Here is a 26,078-nt window from a genome sequence, read left to right as displayed (position 1 = left end):
ACAGGCGCTGAATGCGCCGTCATCAGTCAGCCCGCAGCATTCTCCGTGCGCACCGCGCCGCGGCGGGTCTGCCCGAACGCCATCACGCAGTTGCGCCCAGCGCCCTTGGCGCTGTAGAGCGCCTGGTCGGCGGATTTGAGCACCTCTTCCGGCGTACGCTGCTCCAGGCGTTCGGCCGCCCCGATGCTGATCGTGACCGACACGCTGGACGCCCCGGAACCGCCGCGGCGCTGACGCCCCTGGTGGTCGTCCTGGGGGCGGTTCTCCTGGTTGCGCAACTGGATGTTGTAGGAGGCGATCGCCTCGCGGATGAGCTCCAGGTGCGGCAGGCATTCCTCCAGGGTCTTGCCGGCGAACACCACGGCGAACTCCTCGCCGCCGTAGCGGTAGGCCCGGCCGCCGCCGGTGACTTTCGACAGTTTGCTGGCCACCAGCCGCAGCACCTGGTCGCCCACGTCGTGGCCATGGGTGTCGTTGAATTTCTTGAAGTGGTCGACGTCGGTCATCGCCAGCACATAGTTGCGGCCCAGGCGCTGCATACGCTCGTTCAGCGCACGGCGCCCGGGCAGGCCGGTCAGCTCGTCGCGGAACGCCATCTGGTACGCCTCGTGCGCAACGGCGGCGGCGATCATCAGCATCACCTGGCTGCACATGATGTTCAGGGTGAACGGCAGGATGAAGGTCTTGGGCAACATCCAGAACACGCCCAGCAACCCCACCAGCTGCGCGGCGTGCAGCGGACGCGGGTTGCGCCAGTACTGCCAGGCCAGCAGCAGGAAGGCCGACAGGAACACCGGGTACGACAGCTGGATCAGGCTCATCCACGCGCCGTGCAGCGCCGGCCAGCGGATTTCCGACAGCCACATCAGCAGCGCCTGGGGATAACTCTGCTCCAGGCCCAACGCCACGCTGCCGAAGGCAAGCAGCACGGCGAACCGCGCCACCATGTCCTGGAACAGGTGCGTGCGCTCCTGCCAGGCGGCGAACAGGCCGAACAGCAGCGGCAGCAGCAGGCAGACCAGATGGAACACCACCGCCGCGTCCTCGCGCACCCGGCCGTTGTCGCGGTAATAGTCGGTCTGGGTGTCGAGCAGAAAGTAGGCGATGTACACGGTGACCATCAGGAACAGTTCGCGCTGGCGACGGTAGACCGCACAGTACGAACCGCCCAGCAACAGCACCAGGGTCGGCAGCACGTTGAACAGCGAAGTGAAGAACACGTTGAGGTCTTTGACGTACGCAGCCGCCAACCCCGCGAGCAACAACAGCAGTGAAGGTAGGAAATGACTGAAACGTACAGCAGAAGAACGCGGCAAGGGTAAAGCTCCGACCCGTCATAGCAAAGAGATATCATTGTGCCTGCAATGTGGACTGATGGGCACACACAATGTGATCCACATCACAGCCAGTCTCTTTAACGGCCGAAACCCTCGATTTCTGAGCGCAGGACTCAGGTTTTTTACAACGGCCGGACGTGCGGGCCAGCATGGCCACCATTCCTGGTGGCCATGCTGGCCAATCTCCCTCACAGATCGTTGTAGAACGGCAGCAACGGCCCTTCTTCCGGCCGCCGGCCTTCGGCGCCGTAGGGCTTGAGGCTGATCGTCGCGTCCGCCGCCTGACGGGTCGTCACCTTCGGACTGGCGGGCCGCTGGGTCACGGCGTTCACGTCACCGACGTGGCCCTGCGGGAGCACCAGCGACGGATGATCGAACGGCGCCCGCTCCCAGGCGACGCGCGGGTCGGTCAGGGCCACTTCCATGAATTTCACCAGCGCGTCGACCTCGTCCGGCGTCAGGTTCAGCGCGGTCATGTCCGGGTCGAGGTTGGAGGTGTTGTGCTGGTTCACCGCCGGGTGCTCGAAGCCGCTGGTGTTGTTGGCGTCCTCCCCGCGCCGGTCGCCGCCGCGGTTGTAGAACTCCATCACTTGCTTGAGCGTCGCGCGGCTGCCGTTGTGGAAGTACGGCCCGGTGAGCGCGATGTTGCGCAGGGTCGGCGTCTTGAAGGCGCCGTCGACCGAATCGCGGAAACCGACGTTCGGCTTGAGCGTGGCGTCGCACGGGATCGCGGCGCTGAGCGGCGCCTCGAAGGTGCACACATCGACATTCAGCGGGTCGGGAATCTGCCCGCCCTGCAGCACGGTGTTGTACTGGCGGGTGAACGACCACGGATTGCCCCACGCGTCCGATCCGCCCAAGGCCAGGTCTTCCGCCGTCGGCCGCACGCCGGTGTTGTAGAAGCCGTTGTCGTAGAGGGTGGTCAGGTTGTCCGCCATCACCATCCGCTCGATGCGTTCACGCGGGTGCATCAGCAGGCGGCTGGCGGCGTTGGTCAACTCGGGGCCGCCGTGGCAGTTGACGCATTTGCCCTTGCCGAGGAACAGGTTCATGCCTTCGACCTGCTGGGCGTTCATCGCCGTCGTGTCGCCTTGCAGGTAGGCGTCGATGGGCGCCTGATCGGACACCAGCGTGGCTTCGTACATCTGGATCGCCAACCCGAAGAACAGCGGAAAGTTGGCCTCCATCTGCGTATACGGCGCACCACCCACCAACACGTTCTGCGTGGCGTTCCACAGGCGCGGCTGGAAGGCGTTCTTGATCAGCTCGCGGTAGGTCGGGCGGCGTGCGCCGGACACCGGCGCCAGCACCGAGTCGGTGGACGAGATCCGCTGCTGCTTGAGCATCAGCGTGTCGAGCATGCGCCGGCCGATGTCGGCGAAGGTGCGGCCGCCGCAGGACATCTCCACCGCACTGCCGGGCGGGCCCACGGCCTGGGAGGCGGCGGACGCGTCGTTGAGTGCCAGCCTCACTTTCTGCGCCACGCCGCTGCTGCCGGCGGTGACGTAGATGCCAGCGTCCGGGTCGCGGTTGCCGAACGGCGAGAAGCCGTTGAACACGTTGTTGGCCCGGCCGTCCCAGAAGTTGCGCACGTTGAAGGCCGCGTTGATCACCGACGGAGCGTTGCGCCCGGTGCTGCGGCGCACGTTGACGCCGCCGATCTGGAAGATGCCGTCCGGCTGCTGGGTGCACTTGTCGAACCGCGCCTGGTTGGGCTTGACGAAGTTGGCGTCGAACACGCCCTGGGAGCCGACCACGTCATCGGTCGAATACACGATGGGCGAATTGCGCTCCAGGGGATTGCTCAGCACATGGGTCGGAAAGTCGGTTTTCTTCAGCGTGTAGTTCGGGCCGCCCTTGCCGCCGGACAGGGTGGCGTAGGACGCCACGTCCCCCGGAATGTTGGAGGCCACGAACGGCTTGTTGAAGATCGACGCGACGTTGGGGTCGGTGTGCGCCTGGCCGGGGTTGAGCTGGTTGGTGATGCGGTGGTCGACGCCCGCGTGGTAATGGCACGAAGCGCAGGCGGTGGCGCCGTCGCTGCCGATCTCCATGTCCCAGAACAGCGCCTTGCCCAGCAGGATCGCCGCCTGGCGGTTGAGCACGTAGTCGGTCATCAGGTCGACCTTGCGTCCGCCCTCGGTGCCCGAAGGATCCGGCGGCAGCATGCCGCGCAGGGATTGCAGGCTGGGGACTTCCGGAACCGGCGGATCGATTTCCGCCGGATCGGCGGCCATGGCGCCGTGAGCGCACAGCGCGAACGGAATCCAGAAGGTCAAACGAACGGGTCGACTGATGTTCATAGGCTTCACCCTGACGGTTGTGTTCAAGTGGCCGGGCGTGATGCTTCTATGAGCAGGCAGTTCTCGTCAGCGCCGGTTGACAGGCGCGGTGCAATTAATTTGCCACTCCTTTCTGAAACATTTGGAATCAATAAACATAGAGTTTCGGCTCCGGCCTGCACCACGGCCAGTGGGGAACCTGCCCCGATATCGGGGAAAACCGAGCGCAAAAAAAACCGCTGCCCCACAGGGGGCAGCGGTCTTCAAGCGGACAGCGCCGAGGCTCAGTAGCCCAGGGCGAAGTCTTCTTCTTTCATGTCCATCAGGTTGTTCGCGCCCGACAGCATGGCCGCCACGTGGGTGCGGGTACGCGGCAGCAGGCGCTGGAAGTAGAAGCGCGCGGTCTGCAGCTTGGCGGTGTAGAACGCCTCGTCGGTGGTGCCGGCGGCCAGTTTCTCGGCGGCCAGGCGTGCCATGTCGGCCCAGAAGTAGGCCAGGCAGGCGTAACCGGAGTACATCAGGTAGTCCACCGACGCCGCGCCGACTTCTTCGCGGTCTTTCATGGCGGCCATGCCGACCTTCATGGTCAGTTCGCCCCACTCTTTGTTCAGTGCGGCCAGCGGGCCGACGAACTCTTTGACCGCTTCGTTGCCTTCGTTGGCCTGGCAGAACTTGTGGACGATCTTGGTGAAGCCTTTGAGGGCCTCGCCTTGGGTCATCAGCACTTTGCGGCCCAGCAGGTCCAGGGCCTGGATGCCGGTGGTGCCTTCGTACAGCATCGAAATGCGGCTGTCGCGAACGTTCTGCTCCATGCCCCACTCGGCGATGAAGCCGTGGCCGCCGTAGATCTGCACGCCGTGGTTGGCGGACTCGAAGCCGACTTCGGTCATGAACGCCTTGGCGATCGGGGTCATGAAGGCCAGCAGTGCGTCGGCCTTCTTCTTCTCTTCTTCGTCCACGCCGTACTTGACGATGTCGACCTGCTTGGCGGTGAAGTACACCATCGCGCGGTTGCCTTCGGCGAATGCCTTCATGGTCAGCAGCATGCGGCGCACGTCAGGGTGCACGATGATCGGGTCAGCGGCCTTGTCCGGCGCTTTCGGGCCGGTCAGGGAACGCATCTGCAGACGGTCGCGAGCGTACTTCAGGCCGCCCTGGAAGCCGATCTCGGCGTGGGCCAGGCCTTGCAGCGCGGTGCCCAGACGTGCGGTGTTCATGAAGGTGAACATGCAGTTGAGGCCTTTGTTCGCCGGGCCGATCAGGAAACCGGTGGCGCCGTCGAAGTTCATCACGCAGGTGGCGTTGCCGTGGATGCCCATCTTGTGTTCGATCGAACCGCAGGCCACAGCGTTGCGGGCACCGACGGTGCCGTCGGCGTTCGGCAGGAACTTCGGCACGATGAACAGGGAAATGCCTTTGGTGCCGGCCGGAGCGTCCGGCAGGCGGGCCAGCACGATGTGGACGATGTTGTCGGCCATGTCGTGTTCACCGGCCGAGATGAAGATCTTGGTGCCGGTGACTTTGTAGGAACCGTCGGCCTGAGGTTCGGCCTTGGTGCGCAGCATGCCGAGGTCAGTGCCGCAGTGCGGCTCGGTCAGGCACATGGTGCCGGTCCACTCGCCGGAGACCAGTTTGGTCAGGTAGGCCTCTTGCTGCTCGGGGGTGCCGTGCTCGGAGATGGTGTTCATCGCGCCGTGCGACAGGCCCGGGTACATGCCCCACGACCAGTTGGCTTCGCCGACCATTTCGCTGACCGCCAGGCCCAGCGATTCCGGCAGGCCCTGGCCGCCGTGCTCGACGTCGTGGGCCAGGCTCGGCCAGCCGCCTTCGACGAATTGCTTGTAGGCCTCTTTGAAGCCGGTCGGGGTTTTCACGCCGGACTCGCTCCAGGTGCAGCCTTCGGTGTCACCCACGCGGTTCAGCGGTGCCAGCACCTGCTCACAGAACTTGGCGCCCTCTTCGAGAATGGCGTCAACCATGTCCGGCGTTGCTTCGGCGCAGGCCGGAAGGCTCTGATAGTGCGCCTCGTAGCCGAGCAGTTCGTCACGTACGAAGCGAATATCACGCAAGGGGGCCTTGTAGTCAGGCATAGCGATAAACCTCTGCTGATGTAACCGGGAATGAACGACCGCGTAGATTTGTTGTGACGGTCAAACAGTTGTTTGAAACATACGTTTACGCCGAAATCTTGTCAAGCGTCGATCTCTGGCCGTTTGTCATGGTGATCGGCGAACGCCGGACGCAGCCGTGCGCCGCGCACCGGGCGAATGCACGCAGGATGAAAAAAGATTAGTTGAGGAAGAAGGACTTACAACGAAAACGCCGCGAACAGGTCGCGGCGTCGGGCAAAGCGGGGCAACAAAAAAATCAGGCGTAGGTGTCGATCAGCGTACCGAGCACTTCATCGGAAGCCTTGGCGACCTTCACGCCCAGTTCCGCCTGGAATTTGCCTTGGGCCATCTCGACCATGTTGCTGGCCAGGTCCGATTGCTGGCTGCGGTCAACGCCGCGCAAGCGCTCGACCTGCAGCTCCGACGACTGGCTGGTGGCGGCACGTTCGATGGTGTTGCCGGCGATCTGGCTGGCCGCCTGATCGACGCGGTTCTGCCCGGTCTGAATGGTGCTCAGCCCGGCATAGAAAGCGGTATTTCCGGAAATTTCCATGGAGCTCTCGTCCCTGGGAAGGATCAATGGCGACCATTGAACCAGAGCCGCCCGAAAAACGCCCGTCAAAAACACTAATGGCACACTGCCTTGTCATAGGCAAAAGCCGCGTTTCGAACCGCTCAGTCGAGCAGATCCAGGTGCAGGTGCCCAGCCACCGCCTCGGCGCTGGCCGGCTTGAGCTTCGGCACCCGGCCCAGGCACGGCGCCGGGATCCGCTCGGCCAGCGTCGCCAGGTTCTCCTCCAGCCGCGAAGTCTTCGGATCGATGATGTTCGCCACCCAACCCGCCAGCTGCAGCCCGTCCCGTGCGATCGCTTCGGCGGTCAGCAGCGCGTGGCTGATGCACCCCAGGCGCACGCCGACCACCAGGATCACCGGCAACTGCAAGGCGATCGCCAGATCCGACAGATTGTCCTGGTCCGCCAACGGCACCCGCCAGCCGCCCGCGCCTTCGATCAGGGTGAAATCGGCGTTCAGCGCCAGGATCTCGCGCATCGGCGCCAGCAGCGACTGCACGGTCAACGCGACGCCCGCTTCCCGCGCCGCCAGATGCGGTGCGATGGCCGGCTCGAAAGCGACCGGGTTGACCTGCTGATACGACAGCGGCAACGAACACTCGGCCTGCAACGCCAACGCATCCGAATTGCGCAGGCCCTTGGGCGTCACCACGCAACCGGAGGCCACCGGTTTGCCTGCCGCGGTGCTCAGCCCTGCCGACCGCGCGGCATGCAGCAAGCCGGCGGCCACGGTGGTCTTGCCGACGTCGGTGTCGGTTCCGGTGATGAAATAGGCTGCGCTCATAAGGGTTTCTCCAACACGGCATAGACCACTTGATAAGTCGCCGGCAGTCCCTGTGCCTGCCGAAACCGTTCGTACGCCTCGACCAACCCGAGAATCCGTGCCCGCCCGGTCAGCCCGTCGGGCCGGCCGGGGTTGAGGTTGTGCGCGCCCAAGGCCTTGAGTTCATGGGTCAGGCTGCGCACGTCCGGGTAGTGCAGCACATGGGGCCGGTTTTCCAGGCTGACCGTGCGCAAGCCGCTGGCCGCGCACAATTGCCCGTACCGCTCGAACTCGCGGAACCGGTTGACATGCACCAGGCCATCGACCTGACGCCAACTGTCGCGCAGTTCGTACAGCGTCCCTGTGCAAAGACTAGCAAACGCGAAGATTCCGCCCGGTTTCAGCACCCGCGACGCCTCGGCCAGCACCGCCCCGAAGTCGGCGCACCACTGCACCGCCAGGCTGGAGTACACCAGGTCGCAGGTCGAATCCCGCAGGGGCAGACGCTCGGCATCGCCCGCCACGAAGTAGTCGGCACCGCCCAAAGGACGGGCGTGATTGAGCATGCCTTCGGCGATGTCCAGGGCCAGCCCCTGGCCGGCGTCGAAACGTGCGGCCAGGGCACGGGTGAAATGCCCGGTGCCGCAGCCCAGGTCAAGCCAGCGGGACGGCACGAAGCCCTCAGGCAAGCGCTGCATCAACTGGTTGCCGACATCGCGCTGCAACTCGGCGACGCTGTCGTAGCTGCCCGCCGCCCGGGAAAAGGAAGCCGCCACCTGGCGCTTGTCTGGCAAGCCGCCGGGTGCAGCGCTGGACCATTCAGTCATCACCGCACTCATGTAGAAAAGCCTGGATCGCGCCCGCCACCCCCTCGGGGTTCTCCAGCGGGAATGCATGGCTGGCCTGCTCGACCAGACCGACCTCGACATCCGCGATCAACGCGAACAGTTCGCCTGCCGCCTCGGCCGGCACCAACCCGTCGAGACCGGCGAACAGGTGCAGTTGCGGCCCGTGGAATGCCTGCAAGGCAGCGCGCGTGTCGAGCCCGGCCAGCACCTGCAGCCCGGCCGTCAGCGCGGCCGGCGACGGCTCCGGCGCACCGCCGAGCAACTGCCGCGACACGCCGCGCGGGTCTTGCGCGCCCTGGGCGCACAACAGCGAGAAACGCTTGAGGGTCGCCTGCGGATCGGCGCGGCACCCGGCCAGAAACGCCTCAAAGGTGTCCTGCGCCATCGCGCTCGGCCATTGCTCGCGCACGACAAAGGACGGGTTGCTCGCCAAGGTCAGCAAGCCGCAGCAATGTTCGCCGCGCCGCGCCGCCAGCTCGCTGGCGAGCATGCCGCCCAGCGACCAGCCGCCGAGCCAGGCGTCCTGGGGAAGGCGTCGGTCGAGTTCATCCAGCCAGTCTTGCGGGTCGCCGGAGTCCAGCGCCGGCAACGGCTCGATCTCGACCTTCAGGTGTTCGTCGAGCCCGCGCAGCTTGGCGGCCAGCGGCTCCAGCGGCGATGCGCCCAGCCCCCAGCCGGGCAACAGGATCAGTCGGTCACGCATGGTTCGGCTCCAAGGCCAGTCGGGCACAGCAATCGGCCAGACCGTCCAACAATTGCTGCACCTGAGCTTCGCTGTGGGCGGCGGTGAGCGTCACCCGCAGCCTCGCGCTGCCGGCCGGCACGGTCGGCGGACGGATCGCCGTGACCATCAACCCGCGTTCGCGCAGCATCTGCGACAGGCGCACCGCGCGCCCGGCGTCGCCGATCAGGATCGGCTGGATCGGCGTGAAGCTGTCCATCAGTTCCAGGCCGATCTGCTCGGCGCCCTGGCGGAAGCGGCGGATCAGCGTCTGCAGATGCTCGCGCCGCCAATGTTCGCTCCGCAGCAGCTCCAGGCTTTTCAGGGTCGCGCAGGCCAGCGCCGGCGGCTGGCTGGTGGTGTAGATGTACGGGCGGGCGAACTGGATCAGGCTCTCGATCAGCTCTTCGCTGCCGGCGACGAACGCGCCGGCGGTGCCGAACGCCTTGCCCAGGGTGCCGACCAGCACCGGCACGTCGTCCGGGCTCAAGCCGAAATGCTCGACGATCCCGCCGCCGTTGGCGCCCAGCGGGCCGAAGCCGTGGGCGTCGTCGACCATCAGCCACGCGCCTTTGGCCTTCGCTTCACGGGCCAGCGCGGGCAGGTCGGCCAGGTCGCCGTCCATGCTGAACACGCCGTCGGTGACCACCAGCGTGTTGCCGGTGGCCTTCTCCAGACGCTTGGCCAGGCTCTCGGCGTCGTTGTGCAGGTAGCGGCTGAACCGTGCGCCGGACAGCAGCCCGGCATCCAGCAGCGAGGCGTGGTTGAGGCGATCCTCCAGCACCGTGTCACCCTGGCCGAGCAGCGCCGTCACTGCGCCCAAGTTGGCCATGTAACCGGTGGTGAACAGCAATGCCCTCGGCCGGCCGGTGAATTCGGCCAAGGCTTCCTCGAGGGCATGGTGCGGGCCGCTGTGGCCGATCACCAGATGCGAAGCACCGCCGCCCACGCCCCAGCGTTCGGCTCCGGCGCGCCAGGCTTCGATCACCTGCGGATGATTGGCCAGGCCCAGGTAGTCGTTGCTGCAGAACGCCAGCAACGGCTGGCCGTCGACCACCACTTGCGGCCCTTGCGGGCTTTCGAGCAGGGGGCGCTGACGATAGAGGTTTTCGGCACGGCGGGCGGCAAGGCGTGCGGCGAGATCGAAAGACATGCAGGCCTCGGCTTTCAATTGACTCGGATCCCCTGCGGCGGGGCTGCCCGCGATAGCGGCGCGTCCGGCATTGAGGCTGCCTGACGCTCCGCTCTCGCGGGCAAGTCCGCTCCCGCAGGTCTTGTGCATTCCTTCAGGGGAATGCGCGCGAACTTCAGACGGCGGCGTTGTAGAACTGCTCGCTGCTCTTCTGCTCCACCAGGGCCTGCTCGATGGCGGCCTGATGCACCTCATCGGAATGCTCTTCGCGGGCCTCAGGCTGGATGCCCAGGCGAGCGAACAGGCGCATGTCCTTGTCGGCCTGCGGGTTGGCGGTGGTCAGCAGTTTCTCGCCGTAGAAAATCGAGTTGGCGCCGGCGAAGAACGCCAGGGCCTGCATCTGCTCGTTCATCGCCTCACGGCCGGCGGACAGGCGCACATGGGACTTGGGCATCAGGATCCGGGCCACGGCCAGCATGCGGATGAAGTCGAACGGGTCGACGTCTTCGGCGTTCTCCAGCGGCGTGCCGGCGACTTTCACCAGCATGTTGATCGGCACCGATTCCGGGTGCTCCGGCAGGTTGGCGAGCTGGATCAGCAGGTTGGCGCGGTCGTCGAGGGATTCGCCCATGCCGAGGATGCCGCCGGAGCAGATCTTCATGCCCGCATCGCGCACATAGGCCAGGGTCTGCAGGCGCTCGCTGTAGGTGCGGGTGGTGATGATGCTGCCGTAGAACTCGGGCGAGGTGTCGAGGTTGTGGTTGTAGTAGTCCAGACCGGCCTTGGCCAGGGCCTGGGTCTGCTCCTGGTCGAGACGGCCCAGGGTCATGCAGGTTTCCAGGCCCAGGGCCTTCACGCCCTCGACCATCTTCAGCACGTAAGGCATGTCCTTGGCCGACGGGTGCTTCCAGGCCGCGCCCATGCAGAAGCGGGTGGAGCCGATGGCTTTGGCGCGGGCGGCCTCTTCCAGCACCTTCTGCACTTCCATCAGTTTTTCTTTTTCCAGCCCGGTGTTGTAGTGGCCGGACTGCGGGCAGTACTTGCAGTCTTCCGGGCAGGCGCCGGTCTTGATCGACAGCAGGGTGGACACCTGGACGCGGTTCGCGTCGAAATGCGCGCGGTGCACGGTCTGCGCCTGGAACAGCAGGTCGTTGAACGGCTGGACGAACAGCGCTTTGACTTCGGCCAAAGACCAATCGTGACGCAGGGTGGCAGTGGTGCTCGCGCTCATGGGCGTTTCCTTGGTTATGCTTGGCTGGCGCCGCAGGCAATGGAATACCCACAGGCGCGACACGGATGTTCGCCATATTTAAGGAAGAGCGATGCACTGTCAACCACATGTCAATTGGCCGGTTTACATCTGGTTAAAAAACAATCAGACCTGCCTGCTCTGCGATGAGCCGGCAGACGCCGAAACACCCCTGTGCCCGGCCTGCGAAACCGAGTTGCCATGGCTGGGCGATCAGTGCCTGACCTGCGCCCTGCCCTTGCCGGCGCCCGGCCTGACCTGCGGCGACTGCCTGAATGATCCGCCGGCGTTCGAACAGGTCGCCGTGCCCTGGGCCTACGGCTTTCCGGTGGACAGCCTGATCACGCGCTTCAAACACAACGCCAAATGGCCGCTCGGCCACCTGCTCGCCGACGTTCTCGGCCAGTTCCTGCACTATCGCTTCGATGAGGGCCTGCCGCGCCCGGACGCCCTGTTGCCCGTGCCGCTGGCGCGCCAGCGCTTGCGCCGACGAGGGTTCAACCAGGCGCAGATGCTCGCCCGCTGGCTGGGCGAGCGGCTCGGGCTGCCTAGCGAGGACGACATACTGCAGCGAGTCCTCGACACCGACGCCCAGCAGGCCCTCGACGCGAAAGCGCGCAAACGCAACCTGCGCACGGCGTTTGCCCTGGCGCCGGACGCAGCGGTCAAGGGGCGGCACCTGGCGCTGGTCGATGACGTGCTGACCACCGGCGCCACCGCCCAGGCCCTCGCCCGGCTGTTGCGCAATGCCGGGGCCGCGCGGGTGGACGTCTACTGCCTGGCGCGCACGCCGAAGCCCGGCCCCCGCTAGGCGCGAGCCTGCCAGGCGCTGCGCCTGGCTTGACTCCGGTGGCGCAAGCCGCCAACTTCACACCCCATCAGCCGAGTTCAAAGCCACCGCCATGTCCCTGCCCACCCTGTTGTCCCAGCACATCGCCCGTCGCCCGCAGCGCATCGCCCTGCTGCAGCACATCGCCGAACAGGGCTCGATCACCCGCGCCGCCAAGAGTGCCGGCCTGAGCTACAAAGCCGCCTGGGACGCCATCGACGAACTGAACAACCTGGCGCAGAAGCCGCTGGTGGAACGGGCCGTGGGCGGCAAGGGCGGCGGCGGGGCGAAGCTGTCCGAAGAGGGCGAACGGGTGCTGCGCCTGTACCAGAAGCTCCAGGCCCTGCAGGCCCAGGTGCTGGAAGCCGCCGAGGACGCCAGCGACCTGGACCTGCTCGGCCGACTGATGCTGCGCACCAGCGCCCGCAACCAGTTGCACGGCAAGGTCGTGGCCATCGAAGGACAGGGCCGCAACGACCTGATCCGCCTGCAACTGGCCGAGCACCTCTGCATCGCGGCGCAGATCACCCACGACAGCACCGTGCACCTGGAGCTTGAGCCGGGCACCGGCGTGGTGGCGTTGATCAAGGCCGGCTGGCTCGAACTGCTGGGCAAGGATCAGCCTGCAACACCCGGTCACAATCTTCTGGACGGCACCCTCGAAGCGATCCTCGACGCCGAGGACGGCCCCAGCGAAGTGCGCATCGTCCTGCCCAACGGCCAGACCCTCTGCGCCCTGGCCGAACCGCTGGAGCTGCGCACCCGCGGCCTGGGCCCGGGCCGGCCGGTGCGCGTGCAGTTCTCGCCCTCCAATGTGCTGATCGGCACGCCGCTCTGACCGGCACCTGCAACGAAAGCGTCATCGACCCACATTAAGGTTGGCTGCCAAAACCAAGCAGGGAGCCTGATGTGAGCCTATTAGAAGAAAACCAATCCACCGACCTCGAGAAAATGGTCGGCCTCAGCCGCCGCGGTTTCATCAGCGCCGGCGCGCTGTGCGGCGCGGCGATGTTCCTCGGCGGCAACCTGCTGAGCCGCAGCGTCCTGGCCGCCGGCGTCAGCGCCGGCAACAGCCGACTGCTGGGCTTCGACAGCATTCCCGCCGCCACCGCCGACAGCATCAGCCTGCCCAAGGGCTACACCTCGTCGGTGCTGATCAGCTGGGGCCAGCCCCTGCACAAGAACGGCCCGGCCTTCGATCCGAGCGGCAACGGCACCGCCGCCGCGCAGGAAGTGCAGTTCGGCGACAACAACGACGGCATGAGCCTGTTCGAATTCCCCGGCGACAAGAATCGCGCGCTGATGGCGATCAACAACGAATACACCAACTACCGCTACCTCTACCCCCACGGCGGCCTGCCGCAGTCGGCCGAGGACGTGCGCAAGGCCCTGGCCTGCGAAGGCGTGTCGGTGATCGAGGTGCAGCGCAGGAACGGCCAGTGGCAGTTCGTCCAGGGCTCGCGCTACAACCGACGCATCCACGGCAACTCGCCGCTGCGCATCAGCGGCCCGGCCGCCGGCCACGAACTGATGAAGACCAGCGCCGACAAGCACGGCAAGAAAGTCCTCGGCACCTTCCAGAACTGCGCCAACGGCAAGACCCCGTGGGGCACCTACCTGACCTGCGAAGAGAACTTCACCGACTGCTTCGGCAGCAGCAACGCCCAGCAACAGTTCGATGCGGCGCAGAAGCGCTACGGCGTGTCCGCCGCCAGCCGCGAGATCAACTGGCACCCGTACGACCCGCGCTTCGACATGGCCAAGAACCCCAACGAACTCAACCGTCACGGCTGGGTGGTGGAGATCGACCCGTTCGACCCGCAGTCGACCCCGGTCAAGCGCACCGCCCTGGGCCGCTTCAAGCATGAGAACGCCGCCCTGGCCGAAACCGACGACGGCCGCGCCGTGGTGTACATGGGCGACGACGAGCGCGGCGAGTTCATCTACAAGTTCGTCAGCCGCGACCGCATCAACCACCGCAACCCGAAAGCCAACCGCGACCTGCTCGACCACGGCACCCTGTACGTGGCGAAGTTCGACGCCGGCGACGGCAACCCCGACCATCCGAAAGGCCAGGGCCAGTGGATCGAACTGACCCACGGCAAGAACGGCATCGACGCCAGCAGCGGCTTCGCCGACCAGGCCGAAGTCCTGATCCACGCGCGGATGGCCGCCACCGTGGTCGGCGCCACGCGCATGGACCGTCCGGAGTGGATCGTGGTCAGCCCCAAGGACGGCCAGGTCTACTGCACCCTGACCAACAACGCCAAGCGCGGCGAGGACGGCCAGCCGGTGGGCGGACCGAACCCGCGGGCGAAGAACGTCTACGGGCAGATCCTGCGCTGGCGCACCGACCGCGACGACCACGCGTCCAAGACCTTCGCCTGGGACCTGTTCGTGGTCGCCGGCAACCCGGGCGTGCACGCCGGCACGCCGAAGGCCGGCTCCTCCAACATCACCCCGCAGAACATGTTCAACAGCCCCGACGGGCTGGGCTTCGACAAGGCCGGGCGCCTGTGGATCCTCACCGACGGCGATTCGAGCAACGCCGGCGACTTCGCCGGGATGGGCAACAACCAGATGCTCTGCGCAGACCCTGCCACCGGTGAGATCCGCCGGTTCATGGTCGGGCCGATCGGCTGCGAAGTGACCGGGATCAGCTTCTCGCCGGACCAGAAGACCCTGTTCGTGGGGATCCAGCATCCGGGCGAGAACGGCGGTTCGACCTTCCCCGAGCACCTGCCCAACGGCAAGCCCCGCTCGTCGGTGATGGCGATCACCCGTGAGGACGGCGGGATCGTCGGCGCCTGACCGGCCCTCATCGCCGGCAGGCTGGCTCCCACAGGAAACGGGGGTGCCAGCCTGCCCGCGATGGCGTCAGCACAGACACCCACCGCCCACCTGCGTTACCATGCCGGGCCGGACGCGGCCGCCTGCCGCGCGCAGGAGTCAGCATGGCCCACCCGTTTGAAACCCTCACCCCAGACCTCGTGCTCGACGCCGTCGAGAGCATCGGTTTCCTCAGCGACGCGCGCATCCTGGCGCTCAACAGCTACGAAAACCGCGTGTACCAGGTCGGCATCGAAGGCAGCGAGCCGCTGATCGCCAAGTTCTACCGCCCGCAGCGCTGGAGCGATGCGGCAATCCTGGAAGAGCACCGCTTCACCCTGGAACTGACCGAACGCGAGATCCCGGTGGTGGCGCCGTTGATCCACAACGACGACACCCTGCACGAACACCAGGGTTTCCGCTTCACCCTGTTCCCCCGTCGCGGCGGCCGGGCGCCGGAGCCGGGCAACCTCGATCAGTTGTACCGCCTCGGCCAACTGCTCGGGCGCCTGCATGCCGTGGGCGCGACCCAACCGTTCGAACACCGCGAAGCCCTGGCCGTGAACAACTTCGGCCATGATTCGCTGAACACGCTGCTGCAAGGCAATTTCATCCCCAAGAGCCTGCTGCCGGCGTACGAATCCGTCGCCCGCGACCTGCTCAAGCACGTCGAAGACCTTTACGCCGCCACCCCGCACCGCAACATCCGCCTGCACGGCGACTGCCACCCCGGCAACCTGTTGTGCCGCGACGACGTGTTCCACATCGTCGACCTCGACGACTGCCGCATGGGGCCGGCGGTGCAGGATCTCTGGATGATGCTGGCCGGCGACCGCCAGGAACGCCTCGGACAACTGGCCGAGCTGATGGACGGCTACAACGAGTTCCACGACTTCGACCCGCGCGAACTGGCGCTGATCGAGCCGCTGCGGGCCCTGCGCCTGATGCACTACAGCGCCTGGCTGGCCCGGCGCTGGGACGACCCGGCGTTCCCCCGCAGCTTCCCGTGGTTCGGCAGCGAGCGCTACTGGGGCGATCAGGTGCTGGCGCTGCGCGAGCAAACGGCGGCGCTGGATGAAGAGCCGCTGAAACTGTTCTGATCCCGCCCCCTCGACCTGGAAGGTTCCCCTGTGGGAGCAGGCTCGCTCCCACCGTTTTTTGTGCGCGAATTCCTGAGCGATCGACTGCGACATTCCAGGGCGAAACTCCTTACAATCCCCCCTTTGTTAGCTGCCTAAGCAAGGACTCTGCATGCAAGCCGCCAACCCGCGCCGCGGGTACATCCTGGGACTGAGCGCCTACATCATCTGGGGCCTGTTCCCGCTCTACTTCAAAGCCATCGCCGCCGTGCCGGCCGTCGAGATCATCATCCACCGGGTGCTCTGGTCGGCCCTGTTCGGCGCGCTGTTGCTGCTGGTGTGGAAACACCCGGGCTGGTGGCGCGAACTGCGGGAAAACCCCAAGCGCCTGGCCATCCTCGCGCTGAGCGGCACCCTGATCGCGGCCAACTGGCTGACTTACGTGTGGTCGGTGAACAACGGCCGCATGCTGGAGGCCAGCCTGGGCTACTACATCAACCCGCTGGTGAACGTGCTGCTGGGCATGCTGATCCTCGGCGAACGCCTGCGGCGCATGCAGTGGCTGGCGGTGGCGCTGGCGGCCATCGGCGTGGCGCAGCAGGTGTGGCAGGTCGGCAGCCTGCCGTGGGTGTCCCTGGCGCTGGCGTTGTCCTTCGGCTTCTACGGACTGATCCGCAAGCAGGCGCCGGTCAAGGCGTTGCCGGGGCTGGTGGTGGAGACCTGGATGCTGGTGCCGATCGCGCTCGCCTGGCTGCTGCTCAACCCGACCGCGGCCAGCGCCCAGGCCGAATTCTGGAGCACGTCCCAAGCCTGGTGGCTGGTGGCGGCCGGGCCCGTGACGCTGGTGCCGCTGGTGTGCTTCAACGCCGCCGCGCGGCACCTGCCCTACACCACCCTGGGCTTTCTTCAGTACCTGGCGCCGACCCTGGTGCTGCTGCAGGCGGTGCTGCTGTTCGGCGAGCACCTGTCGTCGAGCACCCTTGTGGCGTTCATGTTCATCTGGGCGGGTCTGGCGGTGTACAGCGTCGATGCCTGGCTGAGCCTGCGCCGGCGCGCCTGATCAAAAAACGAACACCCCTGCGCAGGCCACGGTTCTCGTGGCCTGCACCGTTCCTTCCCAAGGTTATCCACAGCGTGATCCCCGCCGATTGTGCGCAAGTCGGTGATTGGCGGTGATTTTTTGATCAATCTTCGCCAAGCCACGGCCGGCGTGGCCTGGCGCGCGGTCTCTACAGGTTATCCACAGCCAGGTTCAGTTTTTCACGGGATAACCTGTCCGGCGCTCAAGGGTCTGTGCGCAGCACCAGTTCCACCATCAGGTCGTCGGCCAGGGTCTCCAGCCGCGACTGCAGCACATCCAGCGACAGGGTCAGCGGCACGGCCAGGATCGCCTCGGCGTGGAACAGCGGCTCGCTGCTCATCGGCGCCGGACGCACTTCGGTCACCAGCCGCTCCAGGTTCACCCCCTGCTCGCTCAGCAACCGGGTGATGTCCCGCACGATGCCGGGACGGTCGTTGCCCACCAGTTCCATGGCGATCGGTTTCCAGGTGCAGGCCTGCTCGATGCCGCTCTCGGCGATCTGCACGCGGATGCCCTGGGCCGACAGCGCCTGTAGGGAATCGACTAAAGCTTCGTAAGCCTCCGCCGGCACGCCCACCCGCAGGATCCCGGCGAACTGCCCGGCCATCCGCGACATGCGGCTCTCCAACCAGTTGCCGCCGTGCTCGGCGATGCATTGGGCGATGCGCTCGACCTGGCCCGGCTTGTCCGGGGCGAAGACGGTGAGTACGAGGTGATCCATGGCGCAGCCCTCTGTCGTGACTTTTGTGATGGAAAGGCAAGTATAGGCAAGCGGGCAGACTGTGCGGCGGGGCCGTCGACACCGACAGAACGGTGGGAGCCAGCCTGCTGGCGATGGCGCCCGCCAGGGCGCCCCAGCTTCTGCGGGAGCGGGCCTGCCCGCGAACCCAGGCGCCGCCGATCCCGGCCACAAAACAAATCGTGTACAACTTTTTATATTTAGCTGGAACAATCCAGCACTTTTTTGAGAACATCCCGTTCCGCGCCGTGACCGCAATGCGTCATGGGGTCGCAGAACGACGTAATTAGTCTGATTTTCACAACCGCAGGTCATCATGTAGTATGCCGCAGCGCGCACTACATAATGTTGGACCGATGTCTGCCCAAGGCACGTCCGCAACCCCGAAAGCCCCGTCAGCAAGGCCCCAAGCCGTTGATTGGATGCCAACCCAGCCGCCGGCGACGGCATGTACTGGTAGAGGGGTTTGTGGTTTAAGTGGCCAGTGGCTTCATCGTCAATTCGAAGAGCTGAAAAGCGAAATAGCTGAGCAGAGTGAGGCAAGCAATGACTGAACACGTTCAAGTCGGTGGCCTTCAGGTCGCCAAAGTCCTGTTCGACTTCGTGAACAACGAAGCCATTCCCGGTTCCGGCCTCACCGCCGAGCAGTTCTGGGAAGGCGCCGACAAGGTCATCCACGACCTGGCGCCGAAGAACAAAGCCCTACTCGCCAAACGCGATGATTTCCAGGCCCGTATCGACGGCTGGCACCAATCCCGTGCCGGTCAGCCTCACGACGCCGCGGCCTACAAAGCCTTCCTGCAAGAGATCGGCTACCTGCTGCCCGAAGCCGCCGATTTCCAGGCAACGACGCAAAACGTCGACGACGAGATCGCCCGCACCGCAGGCCCGCAACTGGTCGTGCCGGTGATGAATGCACGCTTTGCCCTCAACGCCTCGAACGCCCGCTGGGGTTCGCTGTATGACGCCCTGTACGGCACCGACGCCATCAGCGAAGCCGGCGGCGCGGAAAAGGGCAAAGGCTACAACAAGGTGCGCGGCGACAAGGTCATCGCCTTCGCCCGCGCCTTCCTCGACGAAGCCGCGCCGCTGGCGTCCGGCTCCCACGTCGATTCCACCGGCTACAGGATCGTTGACGGCAAACTGGCCGTCTCGCTCAAGAACGGCAGCGAGACCGGCCTGCGCAACCCGGCGCAGCTGATCGGCTTCCAGGGCGACACCAACGCCCCGCTCGCCATCCTGCTGAAAAACAACGGCCTGCACTTCGAGATCCAGGTCGACGCCGCCACCCCGGTCGGCCAGACCGACGCCGCCGGCGTCAAAGACATCCTGATGGAAGCGGCGCTGACCACCATCATGGACTGCGAAGACTCCGTGGCCGCCGTCGACGCCGACGACAAAGTGGTGATCTACCGCAACTGGCTCGGCCTGATGAAGGGCGACCTGGCCGAAGAAGTGGCCAAGGGCGGCCAGACCTTCACCCGCACCATGAACCCCGACCGCACCTACACGAAGGCCGACGGCAGCGAACTGACCCTGCACGGCCGCTCGCTGCTGTTCGTGCGCAACGTCGGCCACCTGATGACCATCGACGCGATCCTCGACCGGCACGGCAACGAAGTGCCGGAAGGCATCCTCGACGGTCTGGTGACTTGCCTGGCGGCGATGCACAACCTCAACGGCAACACCTCGCGCAAGAACACCCGCACCGGCTCGATCTACATCGTCAAGCCGAAGATGCACGGCCCGGAAGAAGCGGCGTTCACCAACGAGCTGTTCGGCCGCATCGAAGACGTGCTGGGCCTTGCGCGCAACACCCTGAAGGTCGGGATCATGGACGAGGAGCGCCGCACCACGGTCAACCTCAAGGCGTGCATCCAGGCGGCCAGCGAGCGCGTGGTGTTCATCAACACCGGTTTCCTCGACCGCACCGGCGATGAGATCCACACCTCCATGGAAGCCGGCCCCGTCGTGCGCAAGGCCGACATGAAGGCCGAGAAGTGGATCGGCGCCTACGAGAACTGGAACGTCGACATCGGCCTGCGCGCCGGCCTGCAAGGCCGTGCGCAGATCGGCAAAGGCATGTGGGCGATGCCCGACCTGATGGCGGCGATGCTCGAACAGAAGATCGCCCACCCGCTGGCCGGCGCCAACACCGCCTGGGTGCCGTCGCCGACCGCCGCCGCGCTGCACGCGCTGCACTACCACAAGGTCGACGTGTTCGCCCGCCAGGCCGAACTGGCCAAGCGCGAACGTGCGTCGGTGGACGACATCCTGACCATCCCGCTGGCGGTCAACCCGACCTGGACGCCGGAGCAGATCAAGCACGAACTGGACAACAACGCCCAGGGCATCCTCGGTTACGTGGTGCGCTGGATCGACCAGGGCGTGGGCTGCTCGAAGGTGCCGGACATCAATGACGTCGGCCTGATGGAAGACCGTGCGACGCTGCGCATCTCCAGCCAGCACATCGCCAACTGGCTGCGCCACGGCGTCGTCACCGAGGCCCAGGTGATGGAAAGCCTCAAGCGCATGGCGCCGGTGGTGGACCGTCAGAACGCCAACGACCCGCTGTACCGCCCGCTGGCGCCGGACTTCGACCGCAACATCGCCTTCCAGGCGGCGGTCGAACTGGTGATCGAAGGCACCCGACAGCCTAACGGCTACACCGAGCCGGTGCTGCACCGCCGCCGCCGCGAGTTCAAGAAGGCCAACGGCCTGTAACCCGCGCTGACGCCGGAGACGAAAAAGCCCTGATCTTGCGGTCAGGGCTTTTTTTTGGGGTGCGCCTTGGCTGACGCCATCGCCAGCAGGCAGGCTCCCACCTGGTCTTGCAGCGTTCGCAGGTACCGCATTCACCCAAGATTCCGTGTGGGAGCCAGCCTGCTGGCGATGGCGTCAGCGAGACCACCGCAACGGGCATGGAACCGGGGTAAAAAGAGGCTGCAGATACCGGCCTCGCAAACCTTCACAACAAGGTCAGGGCGCCATCCCCAATTCACGCCTCGCCAACTGCAGCAGCTTGGCGGTGTCGATGGGCTTGAGCAGAAAGTCCACCACGCTCAGGTGCATGGCGGCGATGGCGTCCTTCACCGAGGCGTCGCCGGACACGATGATGATCGGCAGGGCCGCGCGCTCCGACTCGCGCACCCGACGAATCAGCTCAAGCCCCCCCACGTGCTCCATGCGCAGGTCGGTGATCACCAACCCGATCCGCCGTTTGTTGTCCGTGTCGGGCATCAGCATCCTGAGCGCCTCTTCGCCGCTGGAGGCGGTCACGCAATCGATGCCGTCCAAGGCGAGGATCTCCGCCAGCAACTCCCGGGCGTCCTTGTCGTCGTCGACGATCAATGCCCGTTGAGGCGGCAGCGCGGGCTCGAGCATGACGTCCCGCAGCGCCTCCTGTTCGGCGTCGCTCAAAATATCGTGATCGGACATGGCGTTCTCTACGTAGGCAAGTCGTTCCCCTGGCACAGTGGTCAGACATCGCTGGACAGAGCTTCAATGTGCACTTCGTCGGATTGTTTTCCAAGGGGCCGGAAAAAGAAAATCCGACTGATAACGTAGGGCATTTCCGAAATGCCCCGAACGGCATTGCCCACCTAGACTTACGTCCAATGGGCACCCCGGCCGCAGGGGCCGACCATGGCGACAACGCTCCAACAACAATTCAAAGAAACTGCGGTCATGGTCATGAGTAAAGCGGACGCCTTCACCCAGGCAGGGAAAACCGCCGTATTGCAGAACATCCAGGGCACCCTGCAATTCCTTCAGCGCTTCCCGCCCTTCAATCAGATGGAACATGCCCACCTGGCCTACCTGGTGGAGCAGTGCCAACTGCGCTTCTACGGCCAGGGCGAGAGCATCGTCAAGCCCGCTGACGGGCCGGTCGAACACTTCTACATCGTCAAGCAGGGCCGGGTGGTCGGCGAACGGCCCCATACCGCCAAGGGCGGCACCGAAACCACGTTCGAAATCACCGCCGGCGAGTGCTTTCCCCTCGCCGCCCTGCTCGGCGAACGGGCGACCCGCACCGAACACCTGGCCGGCGAAGACACCTTCTGCCTGCAACTGAACAAACCGGCGTTCATCAAACTGTTCGCGCTCTCCGGCCCGTTCCGCGATTTCGCCCTGCGCGGCGTCAGCAGCCTGCTGGACCAGGTCAACCAGCAGGTCCAGCAAAAGGCCGTGGAGACCCTCGGCACCCAATACTCGCTGAACACCCGCCTCGGCGAACTGGCGATGCGGCATCCGGTGACCTGCGCCCCGGCCACGCCGTTGCGCGACGCGGTGAAGCTGATGCACGAGCAGCAGGTCGGCAGCATCGTCGCCGTGGACGGGCACAAGGCGCCGCTGGGGATCTTCACCCTGCGCGACCTGCGCCACGTGGTGGCCGAAGGCGTCGGCGACCTGAGCGAACCCATCGAACGCCACATGACCCCGTCGCCCTTCTGCCTGTCGCCGGACCACAGCGCGTTCGACGCGGCCATCGCCATGACCGAGCGGCACATCGCCCATGTCTGCCTGGTCAAGGAGCAGCGCCTGTGCGGCGTGGTGTCCGAACGCGACCTGTTTTCCCTGCAGCGGGTCGACCTGGTGCACCTGGCGCGCACGATCCGCAGCGCCCAGCGCGTCGAGCAACTGGTGGCCCTGCGCGGCGAGATCGGCCAACTGGTGGAGCGGATGCTGGCCCACGGCGCGTCGTCCACCCAGATCACCCATATCATCACGCTGCTCAACGACCACACCGTGTGCCGGGTGATCGAACTGACCCTGGCCGACAAGGGCGATCCCGGCGTGCCCTTCAGTTGGCTGTGCTTCGGCAGCGAGGGCCGACGCGAACAGACCCTGCACACCGACCAGGACAACGGCATCCTGTTCGAGGCCCGCGACGCGGCGCACGCCGCCGAGATCCGCGGCAAGCTGCTGCCGATCGCCCAGCAGATCAACCACAGCCTCGCGCAGTGCGGTTTCGCGTTGTGCAAGGGCAACATCATGGCCGGCAACCCGCAGCTGTGCCTGTCCCGCGCCGAATGGGCCCGGCGCTTCGCCGCGTTCATCCGCGAGGCGACACCCGAGAACCTACTGGGATCGAGCATCTATTTCGACCTGCGGGTGGTCTGGGGCGACGGGCAAGGCTGCGAGCAACTGCGCCGCGGCATTCTCGAGCAGGTCGGCGACAACCGCCTGTTCCAGCGCATGATGGCCGAGAACGCCCTGCGCAACCGTCCGCCCGTGGGGCGCCTGCGCGAGTTCGTGCTGACGCGCAAGGGCGGCGAAAAGGCCACGCTGGATCTGAAGGTCCAGGGCCTGACCCCGTTCGTCGACGGCGCGCGTCTGTTGGCGCTTGCCCACGGCATCGACGCCAACAACACCCTGGAACGCTTCCGCAGCCTGGTGGAAAAGGACGTCATCGACCGCCTGGACGGCGCAGCCTACGAGGAGGCCTACCACTTCATCCAGCAGACCCGCCTCCAGCAGCATCAGATCCAGACCCGGGAAAACCTGCCGTACTCCAACCGGGTCGATCCCGACAGCCTCAACCACTTGGATCGGCGCATCCTGCGCGAGTCCCTGCGCCAGGCCCAACGCCTGCAAAGCAGCCTGACGTTGCGGTATCAGCTATGAACCTGTTCTCGTGGCTGCGACCGGCCGGGCCCGACCTGCCGGATCCGTTGCGGCAACGGCTGGCGAAGCTGCCGCCGCCCCGCGAGCTGGATGAATGCAGCCTGCGCGAACAGCGCTGGGTGGTGCTGGACCTGGAAACCACCGGGCTGAACCTGAACAAGGACCGCGTGCTGTCGATCGGCGCGGTGGTGATCGAGGACGGCGCGGTGGACTTCGGCCAACAGTTCGAACGCACCCTGCAATGCCGCGAAATGAAGCTGGGGCCCAGCGTGCTGATCCACGGCCTGGGGCCGAGCGCGATCGCCGCCGGCAGCGATCCGGCCGAGGCGCTGCTCGATCTTCTGGAGTTCATCGGCGACAGCCCGGTGCTGGCCTTCCATGCGCCGTTCGACCGGCACATGCTGGGCCGGGCCGTGAAGGAACACCTGGGCCACAAGTTGCAGTCGGTGTTTCTCGACGTGGCGGACCTCGCGCCGCTGCTGTGTCCGCAGGCGCATTTGCGTGAAGCCGGGCTGGACGACTGGATCGGCTGGTTCCGGCTGGAGGTGTTCGAGCGCCATCACGCCAGCGCCGATGCCCTGGCCACCGCCGAACTGGCGCTGATCCTGTTCAGCCGTGCCCGGCAACAGCAGATCCACAGCCCGCTGAACCTGCAGCAGCGCCTGGGCCAGTGGAGGCGCCGGCAACAGGCACCTTCGTTCTGATCCCCGCTCCGCGACGCAGGGCGGGGAGACGCAGGGCAGGCCTGTTCACAGGCTCATTGAACGGCGACGCCGTCCCGGCTTTTTTGCTTGGCGAGACGGCGCCGTTGGCGTGCGTGCAATCCGACGAAGTAAACCAGCGCCCCGGCCAGATAGAGGGGCCACAACGTAATGAGCACGACTTGCAGCCACACATCCAGCATGTCCCCGCCTTCGCGGAAGAACGTTTTGAGCACCAGGGCCATCACGGGATTGCGCTCGATGGGCCGCTCGTTGTCGTCGATCCAGTTCCAGCCGACTCGCCCTGCCTCGCCCAGCAGTAATGCGCCAATCCATGCCGCCATGAAAATCAGGCTGGGCAATGCGAGGTAAATCAGTTTCATCAGGGTGTTTCTCCGGGTCGGCGTCCGATCGTCTGCAAGCGAACGAACGAAAGGCGAATGACATCATATCGCCATAAACTCCGCCTATCCTACCTTGTTGCCCACCCGTTCGGCACCGCCCGGATCAAGTTTCATCATCCGTCTCACTTACGCCGTCGACGGGATTGATCGCCCGGCGATCCCATCCACAGGCAACGGCGCCTCGGGATTACCCGACCGGTGGCCAATTGCTAACGATTCCCACCTCTGACACAATCGCGAACAATTCTCGTTGGTTAACACTTCCCAGTCGGTGATGCATCGTGTCGTCAGCCCAAAGCCCCCACAGTGAGCTCGTCGGTGCGTTGTATCGCGACCACCGCAGTTGGCTGCTGGCCTGGTTGCGGCGCAATGTGGCGTGTCCGCAGCGGGCGGAGGATCTGAGCCAGGACACCTTCGTGCGCCTGCTCGGCCGCGACAAGCTGCCGGTGCCCCGCGAGCCCCGGGCCTTCCTGGTGGCCATCGCCAAGGGCCTGCTGTTCGACTATTTCCGCCGCGCCGCGCTGGAACAGGCCTACCTGACCGAACTGATGCTGATCCCCGAAGGCGAACAGCCGTCGGTGGAAGAACAGCAACTGATCCTCGAAGACCTCAAGGCCATCGACCGGATGCTCGGCCAACTGTCGACCAAGGCCCGCGCCGCCTTCCTCTATAACCGCCTCGACGGCCTCGGCCATGCCGAGATCGCCGAGAAGCTCGGCGTGTCGGTGCCCCGTGTGCGCCAGTACCTGGCCCAGGGCATCCGCCAGTGCTACATCGCCCTGTACGGTGAACCGACATGAGCCCCGCCGGTTCCCGGCCGGTGCCGGCCCATGTGCTGGACGCGGCCATCGCCTGGCAACTGACCCTGGATTCCAGCAGTCCGCTGGAGCGCGAAGAGTTCGCCAAATGGCACGCCGCCAGCGAAGAGCACGCCCGCGCCTGGCGCCAATTGGGCATGCTCGACCAGCGTTTCAGCGTAGCCAAGGGGCCGGCGCGCACGGCCCTGCTGCAATCGCGCGAAGGCATCCGCCGCCGGGTGCGCAAGCTGGGCAGCGGCCTGGCCGGGATGGTGGCGGTGGTCGGCCTGGCCCTGTTCGCCAGCGAGCGCTACCTGCCGCTGGACTACTGGCTGGCCGACCAGCGCACCGCCACCGGCGAACAGCGCACCGTGCGCCTGACGGACGGCACCTTGCTCAACCTCAACACCCACAGCGCGGTGGATGTGCGCTTCGATCAGCGGCAACGGCTGATCGTGCTGCAGGAAGGCGAAGTCCTCATCGAGACCGGCCACGGCGATGCCCGGCCGTTCATCGTCGAGACCCGCGAAGGCAGCATGCGGGCGCTGGGCACGCGGTTCCTGGTCAAGCGCGAAGAACACGGCACGCGCCTGAGCGTGCTGCAGTCGGCGGTGGCCGCCCATCCGCAGAGCGACCTGCAGGAGCGCATCCTGCGCGAAGGCCAGCAGGTGCTGATCCGCCGCGACGGCCTGGATCCGGTGGCGACGCTCGACCCCGGCGCCGATGCCTGGACCCGCGGCATGCTGGTGGTGGACAATGCCCGGCTGGAAGACCTGGTGCGCGAGATCGGCCGCTACCGCCGCGGCCATCTGGGCACCGCGCCGGAGGTCGCCGACCTGCGCATCACCGGCAGCTTCCCGCTGCACGACACCGACAAGGCCTTGAGCGCCCTGCTGCCGACCCTGCCGGTGCAGATCGAACACCACACGCCGTGGTGGGTCACCGTCGCCAAGGCCGATGCCAAGCCCTGAAGAAT

The 26,078-nt window shown here is 65.9% G+C and carries 22 protein-coding genes; 10 read left to right on the top strand and 12 right to left on the bottom strand.

Annotated features, from left to right (window positions below):
- Nucleotides 1-26 precede the first annotated feature (26 nt).
- From CAG41_RS03280 to bioB, 9 genes are all read right to left on the bottom strand, one after another.
- Entirely contained in the window at nucleotides 27-1,316 is a 1,290-nt protein-coding gene (locus tag CAG41_RS03280) for a GGDEF domain-containing protein (protein WP_085629952.1), read from the bottom strand.
- A gap of 209 nt (nucleotides 1,317-1,525) precedes the next feature.
- Nucleotides 1,526-3,640, bottom strand: a complete 2,115-nt coding sequence (locus CAG41_RS03275; protein WP_085706700.1) for a cytochrome-c peroxidase — start codon at nucleotides 3,638-3,640, stop codon at nucleotides 1,526-1,528.
- Between the two features lie 263 nt (nucleotides 3,641-3,903).
- The gene (locus CAG41_RS03270) at nucleotides 3,904-5,709 is read right to left on the bottom strand and encodes a phenylacyl-CoA dehydrogenase (RefSeq protein ID WP_085586330.1); all 1,806 of its coding nucleotides are present in this window, start codon (nucleotides 5,707-5,709) and stop codon (nucleotides 3,904-3,906) included.
- Nucleotides 5,710-5,986: 277 nt separating this feature from the next.
- The gene (locus CAG41_RS03265) at nucleotides 5,987-6,283 is read right to left on the bottom strand and encodes a pyrroloquinoline quinone biosynthesis protein PqqE (RefSeq protein WP_085586332.1); all 297 of its coding nucleotides are present in this window, start codon (nucleotides 6,281-6,283) and stop codon (nucleotides 5,987-5,989) included.
- 122 nt (nucleotides 6,284-6,405) lie between these two features.
- Complete coding sequence (bioD, locus tag CAG41_RS03260) at nucleotides 6,406-7,086, bottom strand: dethiobiotin synthase (protein WP_085586334.1); 681 nt, start codon at nucleotides 7,084-7,086, stop codon at nucleotides 6,406-6,408.
- Entirely contained in the window at nucleotides 7,083-7,892 is an 810-nt protein-coding gene (gene bioC / locus CAG41_RS03255; protein WP_085706699.1) for a malonyl-ACP O-methyltransferase BioC, read from the bottom strand. The genes bioD and bioC overlap by 4 nt, the downstream gene beginning before the upstream one ends.
- Complete coding sequence (locus tag CAG41_RS03250) at nucleotides 7,885-8,616, bottom strand: alpha/beta fold hydrolase (protein ID WP_085586338.1); 732 nt, start codon at nucleotides 8,614-8,616, stop codon at nucleotides 7,885-7,887. The genes bioC and CAG41_RS03250 overlap by 8 nt, the downstream gene beginning before the upstream one ends.
- Nucleotides 8,609-9,787, bottom strand: coding sequence for an 8-amino-7-oxononanoate synthase (bioF, locus tag CAG41_RS03245; protein ID WP_085586340.1), 1,179 nt, complete (start codon nucleotides 9,785-9,787; stop codon nucleotides 8,609-8,611). The genes CAG41_RS03250 and bioF overlap by 8 nt, the downstream gene beginning before the upstream one ends.
- 154 nt (nucleotides 9,788-9,941) lie before the next feature.
- Nucleotides 9,942-10,997, bottom strand: a complete 1,056-nt coding sequence (gene bioB, locus CAG41_RS03240; RefSeq protein ID WP_085586342.1) for a biotin synthase BioB — start codon at nucleotides 10,995-10,997, stop codon at nucleotides 9,942-9,944.
- 91 nt (nucleotides 10,998-11,088) lie between these two features.
- Between bioB and CAG41_RS03235 the strand changes: the two genes are divergently transcribed.
- The 5 genes from CAG41_RS03235 (at nucleotide 11,089) to rarD (ending at nucleotide 16,812) form a co-directional block, all read left to right on the top strand.
- Complete coding sequence (locus CAG41_RS03235; RefSeq protein ID WP_085706698.1) at nucleotides 11,089-11,826, top strand: ComF family protein; 738 nt, start codon at nucleotides 11,089-11,091, stop codon at nucleotides 11,824-11,826.
- Between the two features lie 91 nt (nucleotides 11,827-11,917).
- Nucleotides 11,918-12,682 carry a TOBE domain-containing protein gene (locus tag CAG41_RS03230; RefSeq protein WP_085586346.1) on the top strand — a complete coding sequence of 255 codons (765 nt, stop codon included), beginning with the start codon at nucleotides 11,918-11,920 and terminating at the stop codon, nucleotides 12,680-12,682.
- Nucleotides 12,683-12,753: 71 nt separating this feature from the next.
- Nucleotides 12,754-14,655, top strand: a complete 1,902-nt coding sequence (locus tag CAG41_RS03225) for a PhoX family phosphatase (RefSeq protein ID WP_085586348.1) — start codon at nucleotides 12,754-12,756, stop codon at nucleotides 14,653-14,655.
- Between the two features lie 143 nt (nucleotides 14,656-14,798).
- Entirely contained in the window at nucleotides 14,799-15,773 is a 975-nt protein-coding gene (locus CAG41_RS03220; protein WP_085706697.1) for a serine/threonine protein kinase, read from the top strand.
- Between the two features lie 151 nt (nucleotides 15,774-15,924).
- Entirely contained in the window at nucleotides 15,925-16,812 is an 888-nt protein-coding gene (gene rarD, locus CAG41_RS03215; RefSeq protein WP_085586804.1) for an EamA family transporter RarD, read from the top strand.
- A 223-nt stretch (nucleotides 16,813-17,035) separates the two neighbouring features.
- Here rarD and CAG41_RS03210 read toward each other — a convergent pair whose 3' ends face one another.
- Nucleotides 17,036-17,554, bottom strand: coding sequence for a glycine cleavage system protein R (locus CAG41_RS03210; protein WP_085693851.1), 519 nt, complete (start codon nucleotides 17,552-17,554; stop codon nucleotides 17,036-17,038).
- A gap of 564 nt (nucleotides 17,555-18,118) precedes the next feature.
- Here CAG41_RS03210 and CAG41_RS03205 point away from each other — a divergent pair.
- Nucleotides 18,119-20,296 carry a malate synthase G gene (locus CAG41_RS03205; protein WP_085586802.1) on the top strand — a complete coding sequence of 726 codons (2,178 nt, stop codon included), beginning with the start codon at nucleotides 18,119-18,121 and terminating at the stop codon, nucleotides 20,294-20,296.
- Nucleotides 20,297-20,551: 255 nt separating this feature from the next.
- Here the strand turns inward: CAG41_RS03205 and CAG41_RS03200 are convergent, their stop codons facing one another.
- Complete coding sequence (locus CAG41_RS03200) at nucleotides 20,552-21,010, bottom strand: response regulator (protein WP_085586801.1); 459 nt, start codon at nucleotides 21,008-21,010, stop codon at nucleotides 20,552-20,554.
- Nucleotides 21,011-21,265: 255 nt separating this feature from the next.
- On the opposite strand from CAG41_RS03200, the gene CAG41_RS03195 reads away from it, so the two are divergent.
- Nucleotides 21,266-23,200: a putative nucleotidyltransferase substrate binding domain-containing protein gene (locus CAG41_RS03195; RefSeq protein WP_305880213.1), complete on the top strand. Its 1,935-nt coding sequence runs from the start codon at nucleotides 21,266-21,268 to the stop codon at nucleotides 23,198-23,200.
- A complete protein-coding gene (locus CAG41_RS03190) occupies nucleotides 23,197-23,904 on the top strand; it encodes a PolC-type DNA polymerase III (protein WP_085586799.1) in 708 nt (235 codons plus the stop codon). Before CAG41_RS03195 ends, CAG41_RS03190 begins: the two co-directional genes overlap by 4 nt.
- Nucleotides 23,905-23,957: 53 nt before the next feature.
- Here the strand turns inward: CAG41_RS03190 and CAG41_RS03185 are convergent, their stop codons facing one another.
- Complete coding sequence (locus tag CAG41_RS03185; protein ID WP_085586798.1) at nucleotides 23,958-24,284, bottom strand: hypothetical protein; 327 nt, start codon at nucleotides 24,282-24,284, stop codon at nucleotides 23,958-23,960.
- A gap of 302 nt (nucleotides 24,285-24,586) precedes the next feature.
- On the opposite strand from CAG41_RS03185, the gene CAG41_RS03180 reads away from it, so the two are divergent.
- Both CAG41_RS03180 and CAG41_RS03175 read left to right on the top strand, forming a co-directional pair.
- A complete protein-coding gene (locus tag CAG41_RS03180) occupies nucleotides 24,587-25,105 on the top strand; it encodes an RNA polymerase sigma factor (protein ID WP_085629963.1) in 519 nt (172 codons plus the stop codon).
- Nucleotides 25,102-26,073 (top strand): FecR domain-containing protein, encoded by a 972-nt coding sequence (locus CAG41_RS03175; protein WP_085629965.1) that lies wholly within the window; start codon nucleotides 25,102-25,104, stop codon nucleotides 26,071-26,073. The genes CAG41_RS03180 and CAG41_RS03175 overlap by 4 nt, the downstream gene beginning before the upstream one ends.
- Nucleotides 26,074-26,078 lie beyond the last annotated feature (5 nt).

The organism is Pseudomonas sp. B35(2017), assembly GCF_002113645.1.
Taxonomy (GTDB): domain Bacteria; phylum Pseudomonadota; class Gammaproteobacteria; order Pseudomonadales; family Pseudomonadaceae; genus Aquipseudomonas; species Aquipseudomonas ekonensis.
This window is presented reverse-complemented; position numbering and strand designations above follow the sequence as displayed.

What these genes read in the sequence shown, in the direction of transcription:
- CAG41_RS03265 (WP_085586332.1), bottom strand. Translation starts at nt 6,283, where the DNA reads ATGGAAATTTCCGGAAATACCGCTTTCTATGCCGGGCTGAGCACCATT.
- CAG41_RS03200 (WP_085586801.1), bottom strand. Translation starts at nt 21,010, where the DNA reads ATGTCCGATCACGATATTTTGAGCGACGCCGAACAGGAGGCGCTGCGG.
- CAG41_RS03220 (WP_085706697.1), top strand. Translation starts at nt 14,799, where the DNA reads ATGGCCCACCCGTTTGAAACCCTCACCCCAGACCTCGTGCTCGACGCC.
- CAG41_RS03185 (WP_085586798.1), bottom strand. Translation starts at nt 24,284, where the DNA reads ATGAAACTGATTTACCTCGCATTGCCCAGCCTGATTTTCATGGCGGCA.
- bioC (WP_085706699.1), bottom strand. Translation starts at nt 7,892, where the DNA reads ATGACTGAATGGTCCAGCGCTGCACCCGGCGGCTTGCCAGACAAGCGC.
- CAG41_RS03235 (WP_085706698.1), top strand. Translation starts at nt 11,089, where the DNA reads ATGCACTGTCAACCACATGTCAATTGGCCGGTTTACATCTGGTTAAAA.
- CAG41_RS03230 (WP_085586346.1), top strand. Translation starts at nt 11,918, where the DNA reads ATGTCCCTGCCCACCCTGTTGTCCCAGCACATCGCCCGTCGCCCGCAG.
- bioB (WP_085586342.1), bottom strand. Translation starts at nt 10,997, where the DNA reads ATGAGCGCGAGCACCACTGCCACCCTGCGTCACGATTGGTCTTTGGCC.
- CAG41_RS03250 (WP_085586338.1), bottom strand. Translation starts at nt 8,616, where the DNA reads ATGCGTGACCGACTGATCCTGTTGCCCGGCTGGGGGCTGGGCGCATCG.
- CAG41_RS03205 (WP_085586802.1), top strand. Translation starts at nt 18,119, where the DNA reads ATGACTGAACACGTTCAAGTCGGTGGCCTTCAGGTCGCCAAAGTCCTG.
- rarD (WP_085586804.1), top strand. Translation starts at nt 15,925, where the DNA reads ATGCAAGCCGCCAACCCGCGCCGCGGGTACATCCTGGGACTGAGCGCC.
- CAG41_RS03210 (WP_085693851.1), bottom strand. Translation starts at nt 17,554, where the DNA reads ATGGATCACCTCGTACTCACCGTCTTCGCCCCGGACAAGCCGGGCCAG.
- CAG41_RS03195 (WP_305880213.1), top strand. Translation starts at nt 21,266, where the DNA reads ATGAGTAAAGCGGACGCCTTCACCCAGGCAGGGAAAACCGCCGTATTG.
- CAG41_RS03275 (WP_085706700.1), bottom strand. Translation starts at nt 3,640, where the DNA reads ATGAACATCAGTCGACCCGTTCGTTTGACCTTCTGGATTCCGTTCGCG.
- CAG41_RS03270 (WP_085586330.1), bottom strand. Translation starts at nt 5,709, where the DNA reads ATGCCTGACTACAAGGCCCCCTTGCGTGATATTCGCTTCGTACGTGAC.
- CAG41_RS03175 (WP_085629965.1), top strand. Translation starts at nt 25,102, where the DNA reads ATGAGCCCCGCCGGTTCCCGGCCGGTGCCGGCCCATGTGCTGGACGCG.
- bioF (WP_085586340.1), bottom strand. Translation starts at nt 9,787, where the DNA reads ATGTCTTTCGATCTCGCCGCACGCCTTGCCGCCCGCCGTGCCGAAAAC.
- CAG41_RS03190 (WP_085586799.1), top strand. Translation starts at nt 23,197, where the DNA reads ATGAACCTGTTCTCGTGGCTGCGACCGGCCGGGCCCGACCTGCCGGAT.
- bioD (WP_085586334.1), bottom strand. Translation starts at nt 7,086, where the DNA reads ATGAGCGCAGCCTATTTCATCACCGGAACCGACACCGACGTCGGCAAG.